Below are 21,026 nucleotides of genomic sequence, written 5' to 3' on the forward strand. Positions count from 1 at the left end.
CGTTACCTGACTGCACCGATTAGTTTGTAAATGTCATCAACCTGATGTTTTATCATATAGTCCTCAATACCCTGAATGACTTCCATTGTTGCGCAGGGGTTCACAAAGTTTGCTGTTCCTACACAAACCGCCGCTGCTCCGGCAAGAATAAATTCCAGAGCATCCTCAGCAGTCATAATACCGCCCATTCCAATAATGGGAATCTTCACTGCACATGCAGCCTGATAAACCATACGCACAGCTACCGGCTTAACTGCAGGGCCGGATAACCCGCCTGTCTTATTGGCAAGGGCAAACGTCCGGCGGTTCACGTCGATCTTCATACCGGTCAGCGTATTAATCATCGATAACACATCTGCTCCGCCTGCTTCCGCCGCTTTTGCCATAACGGTAATATCTGTCACATTGGGACTCAGTTTCATAATAACCGGCTGCCTGGCATATTTCTTAACCTCTCTTGTTATGGCCTCCACCGCCTTAGGATCCTGGCCAAATGCAATTCCGCCCTCTTTTACATTAGGGCAGGAAATGTTAATCTCCAGCATGTCCACCGGTTCATGAGAAAGACGCTCCACCACTTCGATATAATCTTCCGCCGTTTTACCACACACATTGACAATGATTTTCGTATCGAATTGTTTTAAGAAAGGAATATCCCGTTCAATAAATACATCCATACCCGGGTTTTGAAGTCCGATGGCATTAATCATTCCACCATAGGTTTCTGCAATTCTGGGCGTCGGATTTCCTGCCCAGGGGATGTTTGCCACTCCCTTTGTGACAACGGCCCCCAACCGGTTTAAATCCACAAATTCACTGTATTCTTCACCGGAACCAAAGGTACCTGAGGCAGTCATAACAGGATTGTCCAATTCCACACCTGCAAGATTTACTTTCATATTCATCTAGAATTCAACCTCCTCAGCCTTAAATACCGGACCGTCTTTGCAGACTCTTTTATTATGAACCATGGAATGACCATCTCTCTCACTGCTTTTGCATACACAGGCAAGACATGCGCCGATTCCGCATGCCATCTTTTCCTCCAGGGACAGATAGCATTCAATATGATGTTCCAGAGCATATGCCTGTATGGACTTTAACATGGGAGTCGGACCACATGCAAAAATTACATCGCTTTGTAAACCATGTTCTCTGATTACATCCATTACATTGCCCTTCGTTCCGGCAGTTCCGCTTTCCGTGGCGAGAAATGTATCTCCATAAGGTAAAAATTCTTCATTTAAAAACAGCTCGTCCCTGTATCCCAAAACAATCTGTCTGGTACACGTAAGATGTTTGGAAAGTTCCAGCATAGGGGGGATTCCAATACCGCCTCCGATTAAAAGTGCACGCTTTCCTGGTGAGCCTGCTTCCAGAGGAAATCCATTCCCTAACGGCCCCATCACACTAATCCGGCTGCCGGTCTTATATTGGGAAAATTCTTCCGTTCCTCCGCCTGCTATCCGGTAAACAATTCTTAAAAAGCCCTTGTCCCGATTGGTTTCACAGATACTGATCGGACGTGGCAGCAGCTTTGAGCTGTCTTTTGTATACATTGATATAAACTGCCCGGGTTCTGCCTGATCTGTAATTCCCTTCGCTTCGATCCACATGCTGAATACACCGTCTGCAAGCCTGGTCTGGCTGACAACTTCTGCTTCGATTTTAATTTTTCCCATGATTCCTCCCTATAACACCCGGTTTATGTCAGAAACCATATCGATCACGGCCTGTCTGGACGCTTCACCAAAGTGTTCCGGACCGAATTTCTTATATGCTTCCTGCTTGTAAGCGGCAATTATTCCTCTGGAGGAATTCACAATTGCTCCAAGACCGTCTTCGTTAAAACATGGTTTTAAATCCTCAGCGGTTCCTCCCTGCGCTCCGTACCCAGGTACGAGGAAATAGGTGTGAGGCATCATCTTTCTTAATACTGCGCTCATCTCCGGATAGGTGGCTCCCACCACTGCACCAATGTTGCTGTATGTTCCATCCATGCAGTCCGCTCCCCATTCCACGACTTTTTTAGCAACATGTTCATAAAGTGGGGCTCCGTCTATCAGGCGGTCCTGGAATTCTCCGCTGGACGGATTGGAAGTCTTAACCAGAACAAAAAGGCCCTTGTCCTCTTCTTTGCATACGTCGGCAAAGGGCGCAATACCATCTGTTCCAAGATAAGGGTTGACGGTAAGGAAATCTGTGTGAAATGCCGGAATACTCTTAGTGCCCACCTTTACTTTACCGATATGAGCCGCAGCATAGGCGGCAGATGTGGAACCGATATCCCCTCTCTTCCCATCTGCTATGATAAGAAGGCCTTTCTCACGGCAGTATTTAATCGTTCTGTCGTATGTCTTTAAGCCTTCAATTCCAAACTGTTCATACATGGCAAGCTGCGGTTTGACGGAGGGAATCAGATCATAAACATGATCCACAATTTCTTTATTGAACTGCCAGATTGCTTCTGCAGCCCCCTCTAATGTCTCACCCAGTTCATGATATGCCTTCTTTGTTATGTGATCGGGAATGTAACTTAGCATTGGATCAAGTCCTACACAAACCGGTGCATTTGTTTTTTGAATTCTGTCAATTAACTGCCTGATCATGTTTTCCTCCTCGGTTCTCTTCGCCCTTATTTTTCTCTATTCTTACCAATTCTATCATAAGAAGGAAATGGCTTCAAGCCTTTTACCAAACTGATCATAAAAATCCTGTCCATTCTCATAGGGGGTAAAATAGAATGCTTTCAGAACATTCATGCTGACCTGGCTGGTATATGCCGGATCATTCTTCCTTATTATTTCCTGTTCTGCTTTTATTAAGAAAGCATGCCAGTCCGCCACAAATTTATCATACCGTTTTCCGTCAGGATTGTCCAACCAGCTGCGGACCTTCACCTTAGTTCTGTTCTTCTTCGGACATTCATATATCTGAAGAAAATACCCGATCCCCTCATCTGTGTAAATTCTTCCAAGGGGAAAAAGGCGGCAGTTACCAGGACGGAAAGAATGGATACTGCACCTGCCCTGGGGGTCTAAAAATCCGCATGATTCGCTCTCTCCTGTCATCCGGATATTTGGCAGTACGATTCCGTCCACAACATTTAATTCCACTTTATTCTCAAGCAAAGCTTCTAACGGACAGCCAAGTCCTCCAGTGAGCCGGTACACATCAAGCGGGTCAAGCACGATGGACGTTCCCATTCCGCTGCAGCAGGCAGAGCAGCCTTCGCAATCTTTGCAATCCGCTTTTACCATATCATTTAAGTCATATATTTTTCCGTCTGATATCTCTTTTATATCAATTTCCCGCTTCATGAATTCACCCTCACTTACGCTTAATAAACAAACAGTGCCATTCTATCATTTTTTTCCGCCAGAATAAAGTCTTACTTCGAAAAAAGAGAAGATTTTATATCACACATCTTCTCTTTGGTTCTGTCATGAAGCATTTTCATAACTTATATTCTTTTAGATATGCAGTAGCAACATATGCACCGCTTTTATATGATTTTTTTTCCATGGCCTTATCCGCTTCCAGGCTGACATTCATCCACATCTCTTCTGCAGCAATAGACAGATGGGAAAGCATGACGCCAACACTGATCTCCCGCAAAGAGACCAGATATGGAGATGGTAAAAATTCCCTGCAGGAAAAAATATAGATTTTATCATGATACACGATAAATCTCCAGGGCTGGGTATTCATAATGGAGGGAGCCAGCCGTACTGCTTTTAAAATGTTCTTTACTGATTCACCTGCTTCTTCCTTAAATACGCACAATTCCTTTAAAGGAAGCCGCTTTGCTGTGGCAGGATCGCGGTAAAGCAGTGTCTTTGGATATCCAAATGCAATGGCAAGCACCTGTTTCAACCCAGGCGGTGCTGGTTTTGCACTCTTCGCATTGGCAAGATAACAGGTTCCCAGTCCCTTACCTGTCATATACAGCAGAACAGGTTCCATAATATATCCCGCATTGGTAAGATATCCTTCCTTCTCCTCCGAATAAAGGACCAGATAATAGGGCGCCTCTACCTTCCACAACCCCTTTAACGGAAGTTCCTCTTGTAAACCATCACATATCTCCATCTTTACCTGTATGTCGCCGTACAATCTTGATACACAATTCCCAAAATATAAGATATCCCGCTTCAGCTGTTCCGGTACCGGCTCTTTCTTATATTTTTTAATCGATCTTCTCTTAAATATCATCTGATACAGATTCACACCTGCTCCCCCTCTCCTCTACCCGGAAATCAGTCCTAAATAAGCCTTTTCATCTCTTCCAAAAGGCCTGAAAATACCAAAAGAGCGTCTTTTACCGGCTCTGCTGTGGACATATCAACGCCGCACAGTTTTAAAAGTTCAACAGGAGGCATGGAACAGCCGCCGCTCAAAAATTCATAATACCCCTTTACAGTCTTGTCATCCCCCGCTAAAATTCTGCTGCTGATTGCTACCGCAGCCGAGAAGCCGGTGGCATACTGGTAAACGTAAAACGGTGTGTAAAAGTGGGGAATCCTGGACCACTCATAATCGATTTCCGGATCCACAACCATATCCGGACCAAAATAATCTTCATTCAGCTGATGGTACATTCTGCATAGTGTCTCAGACGTTAATGCCTCTCCCCTGGCTGCAAGTCGGTGTGCCTTGTCTTCAAATTCAGCAAACATGGCCTGGCGGTAGAGCGTTCCGCGGAAACTGTCCATAAAATGATTGAGTAGATATGCCCGTTCCTTTTTATCCTCAGTGATCTCTAGAAGATGACGGATTAAGAGTGCCTCATTACAGGTGCTGGCAACCTCCGCAACAAATATTTTATAACCTGCATCCATATAGGTCTGGTTTTTATCAGAAAACCAGCTGTGCAGCGCGTGCCCCATCTCATGTGCAAGGGTAAATACACTGTCAAGGGTTCCGTTAAAATTCAAAAGTACATAAGGATGAACTCCATACACCCCCCAGGAGTAGGCACCGCTGCGCTTTCCTTCATTCTCATACACATCAATCCAGCGGTTTTCAAAACCTTCTTTTAAAAGAGCAAGATAATGGTCTCCCAATGGTCTTAACCCTTCAAGCACCATGGTTTTGGCTTCTTCAAAGGATATTTTCGTCTCTTTTTGGGATACCATGGGTACATAAAGGTCATACATGTGAAGAGATTCCACTCCCAATGCCTTCTTCCTCATCGACACATATTCATGAAGATAAGGAAGTCCGTCATGAACCGCCTGAATCAGATTGTCATAAACCTCCTCTGATACCTCATTCTCCGCCAGTGAATGCGCTCTGGCAGAGGAATAATTCCTTGCGTTTGCGTAGAATGCAGCCCGTTTTACATTGGAAGAAAATGTGGCAGCCAGAGTATTATCAAACTGTTTATAAACCCCGTAGAGACCGTAGAATGCGGATTTACGTACTTCTCTGTCCTGTTTTTCCATCAAGGCAACGTAATTGCCATGGGTAATTTTTACGGGTTTTCCCTTCTCATCATTGATTTCAGGAAATTTTACATCTGCATTATTAAACATATTAAAAATTTCCGAAGAGCCGGAAGTCGCTTCCATGGAGTTTGCCAGCAGCGCTTCCATCGCCGCGGGCAGCGTATGTGCCTTCTTTTTTAATATGATTTCCAGAGTACGGTCATAGCGTTTCAAATCAGGAACGGTTTCCCGGTATTCTCTTAACAGGTTTTGCGGTATCGTTAAAATTCCGGGAATAATATACGAAGACAGTCCTGCAGCCTGATAAGACAGTGCCCTAGCTCTCGAAGATAACCCCTGATACTTTGCATTTCCAGTATCTTCGTCTGATTTCTGTTTTGCATACACGAATAAGGTCTCAATCTTTAATGATATCTCTTCATCAAATTTAAGACAGGAAAAAAGCATCTCGCCAGAATCAGCCAGATGTTCTTCATACGTTTTATAACCTGAAAGCGAGCCCTCTGTTTCACGGAATAAATTTTCCCAGGCCTCATCCGATGGCAGTATATCCTCCAGATTCCAGGTGTCGCAAACCGGTATTTCTTCTCTTTTTTTCAATTTCATCCCTCCAACTGCTTTCCATGTGTTTATTCTATCACCCATATTTCAAAGAAACAATCAGCAATATGGAAAATATTTGATTGAATTTTACTATTTTCTTGTATTATACTATACGAAAACAAACCAGGAGCAAAACCATGAAGCTTATCAAAACAAATGACCCTGATCGCTGGCAGACAAATGATCTTAATATTTTGCAGGAGGCCTGTAATAATACGGATCATATCTCTTTTACGTTCCCGCTTGAAGAGGACTGCATCTGCTGTTTATTATATGAAAATGACCGCCTCTTATCCGCTCTTATCGCTTTTTTTACCGATCCCGATACCATGGAATGCTATGGCTTAACACTTCCCGGAGAGCGACAGAAAGGCTATTTCACCATGCTTCTTGATGAACTGACAAACGATTATCCGGACAGCGATTTAATCTTTCCTGTTTATGAAAACTGGCAGGATGGCATCAAAACTTTACAGGCCATGGAGGCTTCTTTCTGTTACAGGGAATATTTTATGGAATGTTTTGTGCCACGGCCAGATAAATCCGTTTTAGCCGGTCTTACCATCTCTTATCAGACTTGCAAAAACCAGATAAACTTTGAGTTTTGCAAAGATCAGAAAGCGGTTGGAAAATGTTATCTTCACATACAGGGGAAAAAAGCTTATTTCTATGGATTTGAAATTTCAGAACCACTGCGGGGCCAGGGACTTGGAACTGCCTGCATGCAGCTGTTCTTCAAAACATATTGTTCTCTTCCTGCAGATTTAAGAAAAGATACGATCTATCTGCAGGTTTCCGGCGATAACCTTCCGGCTGTCGCCCTGTATAAGAAAGCAGGTTTTCAGATAACGGACAGCCTGTCCTACTATTTGTACTGACCGTTAACGCATCTCTCTGATCATACAGTACTGTTTTAGATGAAAATGCTTTTCTACCACTCCGAAAAGCCGGAAGCCGAAATGTTCATAAAAACTGACATTACTGTGTTTATGCGTTTCCAGCGATATCATCAGGTGGTTCCTGTCTGCAAATTCTATGGCTTCTTTCAGCAGACAGGCTGATATCCCGTGATGCTGCATGCTCGGTCTTACCGCCAGATATATGATGTGAAGACGCTCCTCCTGATGAAGCTGGTCCGTCCATCTGGAATTTAAATAATCCCTGCCCTGTAAAAAGTTCCAGAATGTCTTTAACGACCTGTCTTCCCGGATTAAATAACTGTCTGTTTTTAAAGTTGCTGCTGCTTCAGCCAGATAATACTGTACCGGATTGTATACTTCCGATTCGTCATCCACAACCATAATTCCATTGATATCCGGGCAGTCCGCGTATATCTCACAGGTCTCAAAAAATTCTTCCATATCACATTCAAACAGTTCAGGGAGAAGACGTTTCCTCTTCTCTGCGTCAGGGATCAGATTACAATAAAGAGGATCCCCTTCAAAACATTCTGTCAGCAGCTGCTTTAATTTCCCTATATCCTTTTTCTCTACCCTGTATAATCGGTCACTTTCCATAATTATGAGCCTCTTTTTTTATCTTTTTCACGGTGATTGTAGCACAATACTTCTTAGGCTTCAATCCATTTTAAAAGATATTACTCCTTGCTTCCTTGCTTGTATTTATCCTGTTATTATTATATAATAAGAATGATAAAATGGTACCGCAAATACAAGAGAGGGGCATGCAATAAATTATGGATATTAAAAAGTTTATTGATCTGAAAGCATTGCAGTCGATTCAGGACCAGTTTTCAGAAGCGACAGGGTTAGCAGCAATCGCGGTGGACACAGAGGGGAATTATATTACAGAAGGCAGTAATTTCACTGATTTTTGTATGAAACATACAAGGAACAGTAAAGAGGGGTTAAAACGGTGTGAGGCGTGTGACAGGGAAGGAATTGGTACCTATTACTGCCACGCAGGGCTGATTGACTTTTCCTCTGATATTGTCATCAAAGGAGAGAAAGTTGGGGCGATAATCGGAGGACAGGTTTTAGCCGGACCGCCCGATGAAGAAAAGTTCCGTTCTATCGCCAGAGAATTAGATATCAATGAGGATGAATATATCAATGCTCTAAGAAAAGTGCCGGTACGATCGGAAGCAGCAATCAAAGCTTCCGCACAGATGCTTGGCAGCATTGTCAATCAATTAGTAAATCTGGAATACATACAGGCAATCTCCGGAAAAAGAGACAGCATACTGGATTCAGAGATTGATAGCATTAAAAACTCTTTAAACGAAGTAACAGCCAAAACCCACGACTTGCAAAAGGTGGCGTCAATGGAGAATATTCTATCCATTAATGCTTCCATTGAAGCGGCCAGAGCTGGGGAAGCAGGAGTTGGATTTGCTGTTGTAGCAAGAGAATTTGGTGAAATCTCCAAAAACTCCGGGGAAGTCTATGAGCGAATCCATGAGCTGGTGGACAAGATCCAGAATTCCGTACGGAATTTAACTGAGGTTGTCTGAGTATTTCTGCTGTTCTATCATAAAAAGGGCTTGTTCCGGTCTACGGTTCAAGCCCTTCCTGATTCTATTCATCCCAGTTATGATAAGTCGCCTGTACATCATCTTCCGCATCCAGAAGATCCAGAATACGATTCATCTTCTTCAAAGAATCCTCATCTGTAAGCTCTACCCATGTCTGGGGTATCATTGTGACTTCTGCCTGCATCATAGGTATCTTAGCTGCTTCCAAAGCTTCACGTACACTGCTGAATTCCTCCGGTGCAGTGAGAACTTCATAGCTGTCCTCTTCCTCTGAAAAATCCTCTGCTCCTGCATCCAGAGCAACCATCATAAGTTCATCGGCATCCATATCACACTCTTCTTTATCTATAATGATCTGGCCCTTCTTGTCAAACATGAAAGATACACAGCCCGGAGTACCAACGTTTCCGCCGCCTTTTGTAAAGGCGTTTTTTACATTGGCTGCTGTCCGGTTTTTATTGTCTGTCAGAGTATCTACGATGATCGCTACCCCATTGGGACCGTATCCTTCGTATGTAATTGTCTCATAGTTTACAGAACCGGCATCTCCAGCCGCTTTTTTAATACCACGTTCAATGGTGTCATTGGGCATGTTATTGGCTTTCGCTTTTGCTACTACATCACGCAGCCTACTGTTGTTTGCAGGGTCTGGTCCGCCTTCCTTAACCGCTACTGCCAGTTCTCTTCCGATTACAGTAAATATCTTACCTTTTGCAGCATCGTTTCTCTCTTTTTTGTGCTTAATATTTGCGAACTTTGAATGTCCTGACATTGGTTCAAACACTCCTTTTCTTTCTCTATTTCATCCTATTTCAATCAAAAATAACATCTTTTCTATTCTATCACTATTTATTTCATCTTGCAAGAAAAAAACAATACACAGCCGCCATATCCCTTCCGTCCTATGACGAAAAAGTATTGGCAGCTGTGCGCATTATGTTTCTTTTTCAGAGTCTTTTAACTCCAGATCCATCCTTCTGACCGTTTTTTCTTCATCAGAAGACGCCTCGGAATCTTCCTTCCAGACCCGTATGGTCTGAATCATCTTGTTTTCCACCTGAAGAATCTTAAAACGGTACCCCTTGATGGAAACTTCCCATTCCTCCCCTTCCTGGGGAATCCGGTCCAGTCTGGATATCAGCAGACCATTTATTGTATCATAGGATTCATAATCTTCCTCATCAAATTCGATATTTAACGCCCGTTCCACATCTTCTAATGTAGTCATGCCATTCATAACGTATGAGCCGTCATCGGATGGCACAATATATTCTTCATCCATATCATACTCATCAAGAATATTGCCCACGATCTCTTCCAGAATATCTTCCATCGTAACAATCCCAGATGTCTGACCATATTCATCAACTACAATTACCATGTGGATCTTTCTGGACTGCATCTCTTTAAAAAGCGTATCAAGATTCCTTGTTTCCGGTATAAAGTGAGCTTCTCTTAAAAGACCTTCAATCTCCCACAGCTGACGGCTGTTATTCTCTTCTATCTCTGCTGCAATCAATGCATCCTTCATGTGAAGTATACCAATGATATCATCCACATCTTTTTTATAAACCGGATACCGGGAATTATACCCTTCTGTCAGGATAAACTTAACCGCCTCTTTCAAAGTGATGTCACCATCCAGGGAAACCAGATTTTTTCTGTGAGTCATGACATCTGCAGCTTCCTTATCATTGAGTTCAAAGATGTTGGTGATCATCTCCGCTTCTCTGGCTTCTAAAACTCCCTGCTCATGCCCCTCGTTTACCATAGACATAATGTCTTCTTCTGTTACGTTCTCACTGTCTGATGCCATATCAATGCCCATCACCTTAAGAACTATGAAAGCAATCAGGTTTGCAACCCACGCAAATGGGATTAAAGGTATCATAATAAAGGTTACTGCAGGAAGCATCCGGTAACCCCACTTTTCAGGGTTTTCCGCTGCACAGCGCTTGGGAATAATAATACCGAAGCTGATCAGCAGTATAATCAGCAAGGCCCCTACAAGGAAAAGACTAAATAAGGATATCCACCGGTTGGGACCATCGCTTCCCCGGCTTAATATTGTTTCCAGCTGTATCCCAAACTGCCCTAATACAAACGCACCAGTCACCATTCCAATTAAGTTGGTGGTTATCTGAATGGTATTAACAAATCTGGTCGGTCTGTTAACAATACGCAGCAGCTTTCCGGCCTTCTCGCTGCCCTCTTCCATCTGATGTTCCAGTTCTGTCGTATTCACATTCTGAATTGCTGCACCAAATCCATAAAAAATTGCATCCAATACGATAAAAGCAATAAAAATAATCACGCGTATAAGCGGATTGCCATCGTCCATCTGAAAAATCTACTCCTTTTGTTCATTTTCTTTCGTATTTTTTCTCACAACTATTTAAGAATATACCATTTTATCAGCATTCCGTCAATGGTGAACTATGTATTCAGTTCTAAGCTGACTCTTAATGCACAGTCCACTTCCTGCTGCAGCTGCTCATCAATATGGCAGATCTTCTCTTTAAGTCTCTGCTTATCAATAGTCCGCAGCTGTTCCAAAAGGATTACAGAATCCTTAATCATATCGCACTTTTTTGTATCCAGTTCCACATGGGTAGGCAGTTTTGCCTTGTTCATTCTTGAGGTAATTGCTGCACAGATCACAGTGGGACTGTGCTTATTACCAATGTCATTCTGTATAATAAGAACCGGGCGTATCCCGCCCTGTTCAGATCCTACTACCGGTCTCAAATCCGCATAATAAATATCTCCACGTCTTATAATCACATTCTCACACTCCGTCAATTTATTTAAGTCTATTATTGACCTACTTTGACTCGTGTATTCACTTAAGTTTTTCCGCCGCATACCTTATCATATGATATGGACATGGAGTTGGTTATTACACCTTTAAAAAGCCGCTGTAAAAATCATTGAAATAATCTTTTGTCCCAACCACTTCTCCGCGCTCTAAATAGACCCTGGGTACCCGTTTGCTGATATCACAGAGTATTTCGTAATGAAAACCACCACACCGGTCGGCCAGTTCTTCCACCGTAATCTGTTCATTCCCCTGTGTTCCAACCAATACCACCTCATCCTCTTCCTCTGCTCCCTGAATGGATGAGACATCAACCATAAACTGGTCCATACAGATCCGTCCCAGAATTTTAGCCCGCCGGCCTCTGATTAAGACCTCTCCTTTTCCTGATAAGTTTCTGGGATACCCGTCTCCATAACCTACAGGAATTGTGGCAATCGTCATTTCCTGCTCCGCTGTAAAGGTTCCTCCGTAACTGATGGAAGTTCCCGGTTCAATCTTTTTTATGTAGGATATGGTACTTTTTAATTCCATGGCAGGCTTTAACCTGACCGGTTCCGTCGAAACCTCCATGGACGGATACAGACCGTAAATAGAGATACCTGCACGGACCATATGGAAATTAGCCTTTTTTAAGTCCAGTATGCCTGCACTGTTGGAGCAGTGCAGAATCGGTATCGTAACCCCTCTTCCGGCCAGCATATCAACGAATGTCCGGAACTTATCTATCTGGATATCCGTTGTTTTTTTATCCCTCTCATCCGCCTTTGCAAAATGAGTAAACAATCCTTCTGCAGATATTCCGGGCAAACTGCAGATTTCTGCAGCTTCCTCTGCAGCCGCCTCTGTTACCGGATATCCGATCCTGCTCATTCCGGTATCAAGAGCAAGATGTATCACGGCTTTCTTACCTGCTCTTTCTGCCAGATCTGATAAACGCCTGGCTCTGTTTATCTGGAATACAGAAGAACGGATGTCATAATCCACAAGAAGCTGGTAGCCATCATAAGGAACTACGCCCAGAACAAGAACTGGTTTTGTGATTCCGTGTTTTCTTAAGATAACGCCTTCTTCCACGGTAGCCACTGCATAGCCCCATACATAAGGATCAATTGCCAGAGCAACCGGAACAGAACCATGACCATATCCATCTGACTTTACAACTCCGATCATTCCCGTTCCCGGCTCTAAGTTTGACTGCATCTCTTCCATATTGTGCCGGATTGCATCTAAATCTACCGTTTCATATACCCTTCCATATGTTTTCATGATTTATTCCCTCGTCTGTTCCTGCAATATTATGCCAATCTCATCTGCCAGTTCTCTGGCAAGAAGGCTGTATTCTCCATACTTTTTCTTTCTCATATCTCCGGCAAGCCCATGAAGCCATACTCCCAGAGCTGCTGCATCCGGCACCTCCATTCCCATGGCCAGAAGTCCTGCCAGGATACCGGTCAGCACATCCCCTGCTCCCGCCTTAGCCATGGAACTGTTTCCGCTGCTGTTTACATAGGTTCTCTGGTCATTTAAAGCGGCAATGGTAACTGCGTCCTTTACTATGCAGGTAATACCATACCGGTCCGCATATTCTCTGGCGGTCTGTATGAGATGCTCTTTCATTAACTTCACGTTACTTCCGGTCAGTCTTGCCATCTCTCCAAGATGGGGAGTGATGATGATATTCTCTGTGTAATAGCTGGTAAGCTCCGGATAAGAAGCGATGGTGTTAAGCCCGTCTGCATCCACGATCACCGGGACATAAGCGTTTACCAGAACAGATTCCACCAGATTTCTAACGTAATCCTCCCGCCCCAGGCCGGGACCCAGAACAATCACGCTGGCCCACTGGCACTGTTCCAGTAAAAGCTGTTGAAATTTCTCCGTATTTTTTCGTGCATCCTCCCGGCAATAGGCGGCTATCACAGCCTCAGGAAGCCCTGTCTGCAGAATCTCCCTGTTTTCTTCCACTGTAAATATCCTGACCAGACCTGCTCCTGTGCGGTATGCTGCAAGTGCACTTAAAAATGCCGCACCGCTCATATTTTCAGAACCTGCGACCAGCAAAACTTTGCCAAAGCTCCCCTTATTGGAATAGGCGGGCCTTCTGGGAATCAGGGCTGTATCTCCCTGATGATAGGTAAAATATCCGGTTTTTACCTGAGCTATGCTTTCAGGCGGGAAACCGATATCAGCTACAATGATTCTGCCGCTGTACTCTTTCCCGGGATACAGCATGGTTCCAAGCTTCTCATAGCCAAATGTTACAGTAACATCTGCAGGAATTGATATTCCCATAATCTGACCGGTATCAGAATGAATGCCGGAAGGAAGATCCACCGCGATGGTAAACTCCGGTTTATGGCTGATTACTGTTTTCATGACTTCCAGATGAGATCCTGTAATTTCCCGGTCCAGGCCCACCCCAAACAAAGCATCGATGAGCAGGCTGCACCGCCTTGGTGTCAGGTCTTTTATTCCTTCCACCATATTCACTCCTGTTTTATCTGCAATGGAAAGCTGGGTTAAATATTCCCTGCTTCCCTTTTCCTTACTGCCAGCCAGAATCACCAGTACCCTGTAGCCGCTTATATGGAGCATTCTGGCAGCTGCAATGCCGTCAGCTCCGTTATTGCCGCTGCCGCACAGTATCCAGATAGGGTCTGTCTGACTCACGTGCTTTTCTGCTTCCCGGAAAACAGCAAGTGCCGCCCGTTCCATCAATACCATGGAAGGAATACCAATCTGCTCTATGGTATAACGGTCCACCCGTTTCATCTGTTCTCCCGTTACCAGATATCTCATATTGCACCCACCTTTCGTGAAACCAAACAGCCGGCAGCAAAGAGACTTTCTCTTTGGCTGCCGGCAGGCATATTAACTGTTCTTTGATGTATGCTGGAGTTTTCCTTCGGTTTTCTGGTCCTGCATGCTGCAGACCCGGTAAGACAGCCTCATCAGACTCTCTGATAAATGCACGTTCTCTACCACAACATCATCCGGAACCGTCAGATCCGTGTGTGCGAAATTCCAGATGGCCTTGATGCCTGCCCTTACAAGACGGTCTGCAATTTCCGGTGCCTTGGTCTTTGGTATGGTCAGGGCTGCAATCTGAACATTATTATCTTTTACAAACTGTTCCAGATCATCCACGCTTCGGATCTCGATTCCGCGAACAACCAGACCGATCAGACGTGGATTGATATCAAACATTCCTTTGATTAAGAAACCACGCTTTTCAAAATTTGCATAATTTGCAATCGCCTGTCCTAAATTGCCTGCGCCAATAATCACTAAATTGTGCTGTCTGTCAATTCCTAATATCTTCGCTATCTCTGTATATAAATATTTTACATTATATCCATAACCCTGCTGTCCGAATCCGCCAAAATTATTCAGATCCTGGCGTATCTGAGAAGCGGTTACTTTCATCCGCAAACTCAGCTCATTGGAAGATATCCGTTCCACTCCATCTTCCATAAGCTCTCCCAGATGACGATAATATCTGGGAAGCCTGGCAATCACTGCTTTTGAAATTTCTTTATCTGCCACGTCTTCACCTTCTTTTACTTAGAATTAAACTAACACCATTATAACTGCGTGATAAAATAATGTCAAACGAGTTTTGCGATTGTATCCTTGAAAAATAAATGGACCTATATTATACTAATGCTATTGTCCCATTTTATTCAGGAGGAAATAGACCATGATTCTCTCATGCAGCAATTTAAGTAAGGCGTTTGGCACCAATGAAGTGATTAAACACGCTTCCTTTCATATAGAAGATCACGAGAAAGCGGCTATTGTAGGAATTAACGGAGCGGGCAAATCCACTCTGTTAAAGATGATTATCGGTGAACTTGCATCCGATGAAGGAGAGGTGGTTATATCCAAAGGTAAAACCTTAGGATATTTATCACAGCATCAGGATTTAGGAGGTGAACGGACCGTTTATGAAGAAGTTCTGGAAGTAAAACGTCCGCTTATGGATATGGAGGCAAGGATCCGTAATCTGGAGATGGATATGAAACATGCCACCGGAGATGAACTGGAGGAGATGCTATCCGTTTACAGCCGCCTCAACCATGAATTCGAGCTGCAAAACGGCTATGCCTACCAGAGTGAAGTCACCGGGGTTTTAAAAGGACTTGGCTTTACAGAGGATGAGTTTCATAAGCCTGTATCGGCTCTGTCAGGCGGTCAGAAAACCCGGGTAGCCTTAGGACGGCTTCTTCTGACAAAGCCGGATATCATCCTCCTTGACGAGCCTACCAACCATCTTGATATGGACTCCATTGCCTGGCTGGAGACATATCTGCTCAATTATGACGGCAGTGTCATCATTGTGGCACATGACAGATATTTTCTAAACCGGGTGGTAACAAAGATTATTGAGCTTGACAACGGCATTTTATCTGTATATCAGGGAAATTATACGCAGTACAGCAGTAAACGGGCTATGATCCGGGAAGCTAAGATGAAGGCATATCTCAACCAGCAGCAGGAAATTAAGCATCAGGAAGAAGTTATTGCAAAATTAAAATCATTTAACAGAGAAAAATCCATCCGCAGGGCGGAAAGCAGGGAAAAGATGCTGGATAAAATCGAACTTCTGGACAAGCCGGCACAAGTCAACGATGAGATGCACATCCGGCTGGAACCAAACGTAATCAGCGGCAATGACGTTTTAACAGTCAGGGACTTAAAAAAATCGTTCGGAGATCACCTGCTCTTTGATCATATGGGATTCGAAATTAAGAGGGGAGAACGGGTTGCCATAATCGGAGGCAACGGAACAGGAAAAACCACTATATTAAAGATATTAAACGGGCTGACAGCACCGGATCAGGGAGAAGTGATATTGGGCTCCAAGGTACATATTGGCTATTATGACCAGGAGCACCAGGTGCTTCATATGGACAAAACTTTATTTGATGAGCTTCAGGATACCTATCCTTTCATGAACAACACTCAGATCCGCAATATTCTGGCTGCATTTCTCTTCACAGGAGATGACGTTTACAAGCGGATTAAGGATCTAAGCGGTGGTGAACGAGGTCGGGTGTCTCTGGCAAAGCTAATGCTCTCTGAAGCCAACTTTTTAATCCTTGACGAGCCTACCAACCATTTAGATATTACCTCCAAAGAGATACTGGAAAGTGCACTGGTTAATTACACAGGCACCGTGCTTTACGTATCCCATGACCGTTATTTTATTAATAAAACTGCCACAAGGATTCTGGATCTCACCAGCCAGACCCTGGTTAATTATATCGGTAATTATGATTATTATCTGGAAAAGAAAGACATTATGACCGGTTTACTCACTCCGCCTGTACAATCCACTCCTGTAAAAGGGGAAGAAGTATCCGGAATAAAGCTTGACTGGAAAGCACAAAAGGAAGAACAGGCAAAGATCCGCAAGCGTCAGAACGAGCTGAAAAAAACGGAGGATGAGATTCATAAGCTGGAAACCAGAGACGGAGAAATCGATGAACTGCTTGTGAAGGAAGAGATCTTTACCGATGTTCCAAAACTTATGGAATTAAATCAGGAAAAAGAAACAATCAGCAAACGCCTGGAGCAGCTTTATGAGCTGTGGGCAGAGCTTGCTGAATAAAATTAAAGGAAAGCTGCAGCTGACAGCTTTCCCTTTATAAATTAAAAAGCAGTGCCAAACCAGTATAATCTATGGCAGCCTCTTTATGTCTGCTATAAGAATGATTCGTGATTCAACTCTGCCCATATAATATTTTTCTTAATATCTGAGTTGCTTCCGGTGCCGCTTCTTCCATCTCCAACCTGGTTGACGGACTTTCCAGATAGGCTGCCGCAAGCTTTCCAAAATAAAACTTCATATCATTGGAATAGTAATCCGGTATATAAATAAAATCATCTACCAACGCCCTGTTCATGGATAAATCCGTAGCTTCCTGGCACTCAGGCTCATAGCAGCCATATTCATAACCGATAAACTCACAAAATGCATCCGTAAGATCAGATGGATCACATATTTTTATCTTTTTATAGGTGGTATCTAACTGATGACAAACGTAATAAAGGCCGTTTCCTGTATTGGGAGCAGAAAAATACTGCTTGTCCGGATAGTAAAGTATCTCCCAGCCTTTTTCTGTAAAACGCTTCACCCAATCCCTCGGCAGATTCTTAGAGGCCTCTGTAAACCCATTCTTTACCTCGGCGGAAATATCATCATTCTTCTTTTTACCTTGAACTACAATGTCAAATTCTTTATTTCTTTTACCGTTCTCATCCATATAGGAAAGACCTACATACTGATTGGCGGCCATCTGCCCGTTATCAAAGAAATAATACCGCCCACCTGCTGCATACTTATATCCGGAAGAAACCATCGCGCCTTTTGGGGAAAACCAGTACCAGCTCCCATCCCGATCCTGAAACCAGCCCTTTTGAGCTGTACCGTCTTCATTATAATAATGCCATTTCTCCTCTTCTTCGTTATAGCACCAGCCCAGCTGCAGTTCTCCGGTTTCTGCAAACAAATACTCCATACCGTGTATTTTTGTCCAGTCCGTACTCATATAACCATCAAAGGCAAAATAATACCATTTACCGTTAATCATCTCCCAGCAGTTCTTCTTAAAGGTTCCATCCTCTTTTGTATATTTCCAGCCACCAGAATCTTCCTTCCACTGCCATTGCTGAGAGACTTCCTGCAGATTAATGGCACTTGCCATGGTGCTCGTTACGCTCCCTGCGCTCAGGAAGATTCCTGCTGATATTGCTGCTAACCATCTTTTCTTCAAGGAAACCCAGCACTCCTTCCATCCGGTATGTAATCTATTAAAAGTTTACTATATTCTCAAAGAAATGTACAGTTCACAATATCTGAAGTTTTTGTGAACATTTTCAAAACATTTCTTTTACAAACGTCCTGTTTTGGGATATAATAAAATTCAGTATAATTTTTCAGAAAGCGAGGTTTCTCCATGAAATGGAAACGCCCCCTGGCTGTTGTGGGTGTGGTACTGATCTGCTCCCTCTATCTCATTGCCCTTGTATCAGCATTTTCTCATAGTGCAGAATCGAAAAACTGGCTGATGGCAGCGATCTATTCCACCGTAGTGATCCCAGTGTTTTTATATGTTTTTCAGCTTGTTGCCCGGGTTATAAAACCGGATCATGACTATAGGGATTCCGGTTCAACGGATAAAGATCAATAAAATAAGAGAATGGCATAAAGTCTGGAACTTTTTGCCATTCTCTTATTTTATTTCACGATCCTATCGATAGATGATGTCGTCTCTGCCCGGTCCGTTAGAAACCATGGTGATCGGAGTCTCAAGCTCTTTCTCAATAAATTCAATGTAGTTTCTGCAATTTTCCGGCAGATCCTCATACTTCTTAATTCCCCTGATCTCACATTTCCAGCCTGGAAGTGTGGTATATACAGGTTTTGCCTTATTAAGCTCCACTGTATTTGGGAAATCTTTTGTGACTTTTCCGTCAATTTCATACCCGATGCAGACAGGAAGTTCATCCAGATAACCAAGTACATCTAAAACAGTAAGCGCTGCCTCGGTAGCCCCCTGAATTCTGCAGCCATATCTGGAAGCCACTGCATCAAACCAGCCCATACGCCTTGGTCTTCCTGTGGTTGCACCATACTCACCGCCGTCACCGCCGCGGCGTCTTAACTCGTCTGCCTCATCTCCGAAGATCTCGCTGACAAATGCACCTGCACCAACTGCGCTTGAATATGCCTTTACAACTGTAGTGATGTTCTTAATCTCGTATGGAGGAATCCCTGCACCGATGGCTCCATATGCTGCCAATGTGGAAGAGGAAGTAACCATTGGATAAATTCCATGATCTGTATCCTTTAAGGATCCTAACTGGCCTTCCAGTAAAATATTTTTGCCTTCCTTAATAGCATCGTGGAGATATTTGGAAACATCACAGACAAACGGTTTCACCATCTCCCGGTATTCAAGAAGAGTCTTAAATAATTCTTCCGGATCAATGGCCGGTTTGTGATATAAATGCTCCATTAAAACATTCTTTGTCTCACAAACGCGTACAACCTTTTCCTTCAGGGACTCTTCATCAAAGAGTTCGCTTACCTGAAACCCGATTTTTGCGTATTTATCTGAATAAAATGGTGCAATCCCTGATTTTGTGGAACCAAAGGACCGTTTTCCCAGACGCTCTTCCTCATACTGGTCAAACAGAATGTGATATGGCATCAGAATCTGTGCGCGGTCAGAAACCAGGATATTTGGCTTTGGAACGCCCTTGCTCACAAGCTCTTCCACTTCCTTAATTAAATAAGGTATGTTTAATGCCACGCCATTGCCGATAATACTGGTTGTATGGTTGTAGAAAACACCGGACGGCAAAAGGTGAAGGGCAAACTTGCCATAGTTGTTAATAATGGTATGTCCGGCATTGCTTCCGCCCTGATACCGGATAATGATATCAGACTCTTTTGCCAGCATATCTGTGATTTTACCTTTTCCTTCATCGCCCCAGTTAGCGCCTACGATTGCTCTTACCATTCGATTAATCCTCCTATGAGTGAAAAAATACCTTTTACTTCCCTATGATAGCGCAAAGATACGCATAAGTAAAGTCAATATTATTTATATTCGGCATAAGTTTAACTTATATCATCGGTCATAAGCTTTAAAATTTTCTTTCCAGCAGGAGAGACAGGAGTCTTACTGTCCGTAATAATTGCAAAGTGCCGCTCGGGCATAGGCTCTTCAAACTGCAGCTCCAGCAGATTTCCCTTTTCAAGCTCCCGCTCAGCAAATCCGGCCATCACGCAGCCGATTCCTAAATTGCGCATGGCAAACTGAACGATCATATCACTGGTAGAAAGTTCGAACTCAGGCTCCACTTCCACTCCCCGTTCTTTTAAGAATTCATCCATAGAGGTTCGGGTACTGGTATTTTTTTCCAAAAAAATGCAGGGCAGCTTCGTTAAGATATCATAACTCAGTTTTTTCTTTTTCAGATACTGAAACTTTTCTCCTGCAACAAAAGCATTGCGCACTTCCTTAACAGGTGTGCTTCTCACTTCACTCCTGGCTTCAAAAGGAGTGCTGACCACTCCGAAATCAATCTTCCCATCGTAAAGAAAGCGAAGTGTTTCTGGAGTGGGACCGTTGGAAACCGTCACTTTAATGCCCGGATACTGTTCATGGAACTTTTCCAGATAAGGAAGAAGATAAAACTGAAGCGTCATATCACTTGCACCAATCCGTACTTCCCCTGTTTCCAGATCTCTCATCCGTCTTAACATATTTTCCCCGTGCCAGATGTTTTCTAAACCGGATTTCACGTATTCAAATAAAAATTCTCCTTCTCTGGTCAGTCTGACGCCTTTTGACATCCGCATAAACAACTGGCAGTCCAGTGACTGCTCCAGCTGTCTTACCGCCTGGCTGACTGCCGGCTGGGAGATGCAGAGCTTTTCTGAAGCCAGTGTAATACTTCCAAAATTCGCCACATAATAAAAAACCTTATAATATTCCAGACTGCTGCTCATCGCTCCTCCTGACAAATCATAACCACCGGCTTAGCCGGTGGTTTGCTCTGGCCCTATAAGGGCCTGTTACCGGCACTGGAGTCTAAAGACTCATTGAAAGGTTCGCCAGCCGCAACATCATTTACCTGCCAA

Annotated in this window: 20 protein-coding genes; 4 read left to right on the forward strand and 16 right to left on the reverse strand. The window is 43.6% G+C overall.

Annotated features, from left to right (window positions below; translation table 11 throughout):
* Nucleotides 1-2: 2 nt before the first annotated feature.
* The 6 genes from CRO04_RS19295 to pepF form a co-directional block, all read right to left on the reverse strand.
* Nucleotides 3-905 (reverse strand): dihydroorotate dehydrogenase, encoded by a 903-nt coding sequence (locus CRO04_RS19295; RefSeq protein ID WP_097005870.1) that lies wholly within the window; start codon nucleotides 903-905, stop codon nucleotides 3-5.
* Complete coding sequence (locus CRO04_RS19300; protein WP_097005871.1) at nucleotides 906-1,682, reverse strand: dihydroorotate dehydrogenase electron transfer subunit; 777 nt, start codon at nucleotides 1,680-1,682, stop codon at nucleotides 906-908.
* 9 nt (nucleotides 1,683-1,691) lie between these two features.
* Nucleotides 1,692-2,609 carry an orotidine-5'-phosphate decarboxylase gene (gene pyrF, locus CRO04_RS19305; protein WP_097005872.1) on the reverse strand — a complete coding sequence of 306 codons (918 nt, stop codon included), beginning with the start codon at nucleotides 2,607-2,609 and terminating at the stop codon, nucleotides 1,692-1,694.
* A gap of 54 nt (nucleotides 2,610-2,663) precedes the next feature.
* Nucleotides 2,664-3,320 carry a YkgJ family cysteine cluster protein gene (locus tag CRO04_RS19310; protein WP_097005873.1) on the reverse strand — a complete coding sequence of 219 codons (657 nt, stop codon included), beginning with the start codon at nucleotides 3,318-3,320 and terminating at the stop codon, nucleotides 2,664-2,666.
* A gap of 136 nt (nucleotides 3,321-3,456) precedes the next feature.
* Nucleotides 3,457-4,230: a nitroreductase family protein gene (locus CRO04_RS19315; protein ID WP_097005874.1), complete on the reverse strand. Its 774-nt coding sequence runs from the start codon at nucleotides 4,228-4,230 to the stop codon at nucleotides 3,457-3,459.
* A 35-nt stretch (nucleotides 4,231-4,265) separates the two neighbouring features.
* Nucleotides 4,266-6,050 (reverse strand): oligoendopeptidase F, encoded by a 1,785-nt coding sequence (pepF, locus tag CRO04_RS19320; protein WP_330400891.1) that lies wholly within the window; start codon nucleotides 6,048-6,050, stop codon nucleotides 4,266-4,268.
* 140 nt (nucleotides 6,051-6,190) lie between these two features.
* Between pepF and CRO04_RS19325 the strand changes: the two genes are divergently transcribed.
* Nucleotides 6,191-6,931, forward strand: coding sequence for a GNAT family N-acetyltransferase (locus CRO04_RS19325; RefSeq protein WP_097005876.1), 741 nt, complete (start codon nucleotides 6,191-6,193; stop codon nucleotides 6,929-6,931).
* A 3-nt stretch (nucleotides 6,932-6,934) separates the two neighbouring features.
* Here CRO04_RS19325 and CRO04_RS19330 read toward each other — a convergent pair whose 3' ends face one another.
* On the reverse strand, nucleotides 6,935-7,570 hold the full coding sequence (locus tag CRO04_RS19330) for a GNAT family N-acetyltransferase (protein ID WP_097005877.1): 636 nt from the start codon (nucleotides 7,568-7,570) through the stop codon (nucleotides 6,935-6,937).
* Nucleotides 7,571-7,749: 179 nt separating this feature from the next.
* Between CRO04_RS19330 and CRO04_RS19335 the strand changes: the two genes are divergently transcribed.
* Nucleotides 7,750-8,526, forward strand: a complete 777-nt coding sequence (locus tag CRO04_RS19335; protein WP_097005878.1) for a PocR ligand-binding domain-containing protein — start codon at nucleotides 7,750-7,752, stop codon at nucleotides 8,524-8,526.
* A gap of 64 nt (nucleotides 8,527-8,590) precedes the next feature.
* On the opposite strand, the gene CRO04_RS19340 is transcribed toward CRO04_RS19335, so the two are convergent.
* The 6 genes from CRO04_RS19340 to CRO04_RS19365 all read right to left on the reverse strand — a co-directional run bounded on the left by CRO04_RS19340 (nucleotide 8,591) and on the right by CRO04_RS19365 (nucleotide 14,914).
* Nucleotides 8,591-9,319, reverse strand: coding sequence for a YebC/PmpR family DNA-binding transcriptional regulator (locus CRO04_RS19340; RefSeq protein WP_097005879.1), 729 nt, complete (start codon nucleotides 9,317-9,319; stop codon nucleotides 8,591-8,593).
* 162 nt (nucleotides 9,320-9,481) lie between these two features.
* Nucleotides 9,482-10,888, reverse strand: a complete 1,407-nt coding sequence (locus CRO04_RS19345; RefSeq protein WP_097005880.1) for a hemolysin family protein — start codon at nucleotides 10,886-10,888, stop codon at nucleotides 9,482-9,484.
* 95 nt (nucleotides 10,889-10,983) lie between these two features.
* Nucleotides 10,984-11,331, reverse strand: a complete 348-nt coding sequence (locus CRO04_RS19350; RefSeq protein WP_097005881.1) for a type II toxin-antitoxin system PemK/MazF family toxin — start codon at nucleotides 11,329-11,331, stop codon at nucleotides 10,984-10,986.
* Between the two features lie 115 nt (nucleotides 11,332-11,446).
* Nucleotides 11,447-12,634, reverse strand: coding sequence for an alanine racemase (gene alr, locus CRO04_RS19355; protein WP_097005882.1), 1,188 nt, complete (start codon nucleotides 12,632-12,634; stop codon nucleotides 11,447-11,449).
* A gap of 3 nt (nucleotides 12,635-12,637) precedes the next feature.
* Nucleotides 12,638-14,167, reverse strand: coding sequence for an NAD(P)H-hydrate dehydratase (locus CRO04_RS19360; protein WP_097005883.1), 1,530 nt, complete (start codon nucleotides 14,165-14,167; stop codon nucleotides 12,638-12,640).
* 72 nt (nucleotides 14,168-14,239) lie between these two features.
* Nucleotides 14,240-14,914 carry a redox-sensing transcriptional repressor Rex gene (locus CRO04_RS19365; RefSeq protein ID WP_097005884.1) on the reverse strand — a complete coding sequence of 225 codons (675 nt, stop codon included), beginning with the start codon at nucleotides 14,912-14,914 and terminating at the stop codon, nucleotides 14,240-14,242.
* 154 nt (nucleotides 14,915-15,068) lie between these two features.
* On the opposite strand from CRO04_RS19365, the gene abc-f reads away from it, so the two are divergent.
* Nucleotides 15,069-16,982: a ribosomal protection-like ABC-F family protein gene (gene abc-f, locus CRO04_RS19370; RefSeq protein ID WP_097005885.1), complete on the forward strand. Its 1,914-nt coding sequence runs from the start codon at nucleotides 15,069-15,071 to the stop codon at nucleotides 16,980-16,982.
* Nucleotides 16,983-17,094: 112 nt separating this feature from the next.
* On the opposite strand, the gene CRO04_RS19375 is transcribed toward abc-f, so the two are convergent.
* Entirely contained in the window at nucleotides 17,095-18,147 is a 1,053-nt protein-coding gene (locus CRO04_RS19375; protein WP_097005886.1) for a cell wall-binding protein, read from the reverse strand.
* A gap of 183 nt (nucleotides 18,148-18,330) precedes the next feature.
* On the opposite strand from CRO04_RS19375, the gene CRO04_RS19380 reads away from it, so the two are divergent.
* On the forward strand, nucleotides 18,331-18,564 hold the full coding sequence (locus CRO04_RS19380; RefSeq protein ID WP_097005887.1) for a hypothetical protein: 234 nt from the start codon (nucleotides 18,331-18,333) through the stop codon (nucleotides 18,562-18,564).
* Nucleotides 18,565-18,624: 60 nt separating this feature from the next.
* Here CRO04_RS19380 and CRO04_RS19385 read toward each other — a convergent pair whose 3' ends face one another.
* Both CRO04_RS19385 and CRO04_RS19390 read right to left on the reverse strand, forming a co-directional pair.
* Nucleotides 18,625-19,899 carry an adenylosuccinate synthase gene (locus CRO04_RS19385; RefSeq protein ID WP_097005888.1) on the reverse strand — a complete coding sequence of 425 codons (1,275 nt, stop codon included), beginning with the start codon at nucleotides 19,897-19,899 and terminating at the stop codon, nucleotides 18,625-18,627.
* A 101-nt stretch (nucleotides 19,900-20,000) separates the two neighbouring features.
* On the reverse strand, nucleotides 20,001-20,894 hold the full coding sequence (locus tag CRO04_RS19390; protein WP_097005889.1) for a LysR family transcriptional regulator: 894 nt from the start codon (nucleotides 20,892-20,894) through the stop codon (nucleotides 20,001-20,003).
* Nucleotides 20,895-21,026 lie beyond the last annotated feature (132 nt).

It is taken from the genome of Lacrimispora amygdalina, from assembly GCF_900205965.1.
Classification (GTDB): Bacteria; Bacillota; Clostridia; order Lachnospirales; family Lachnospiraceae; genus Lacrimispora; species Lacrimispora amygdalina_A.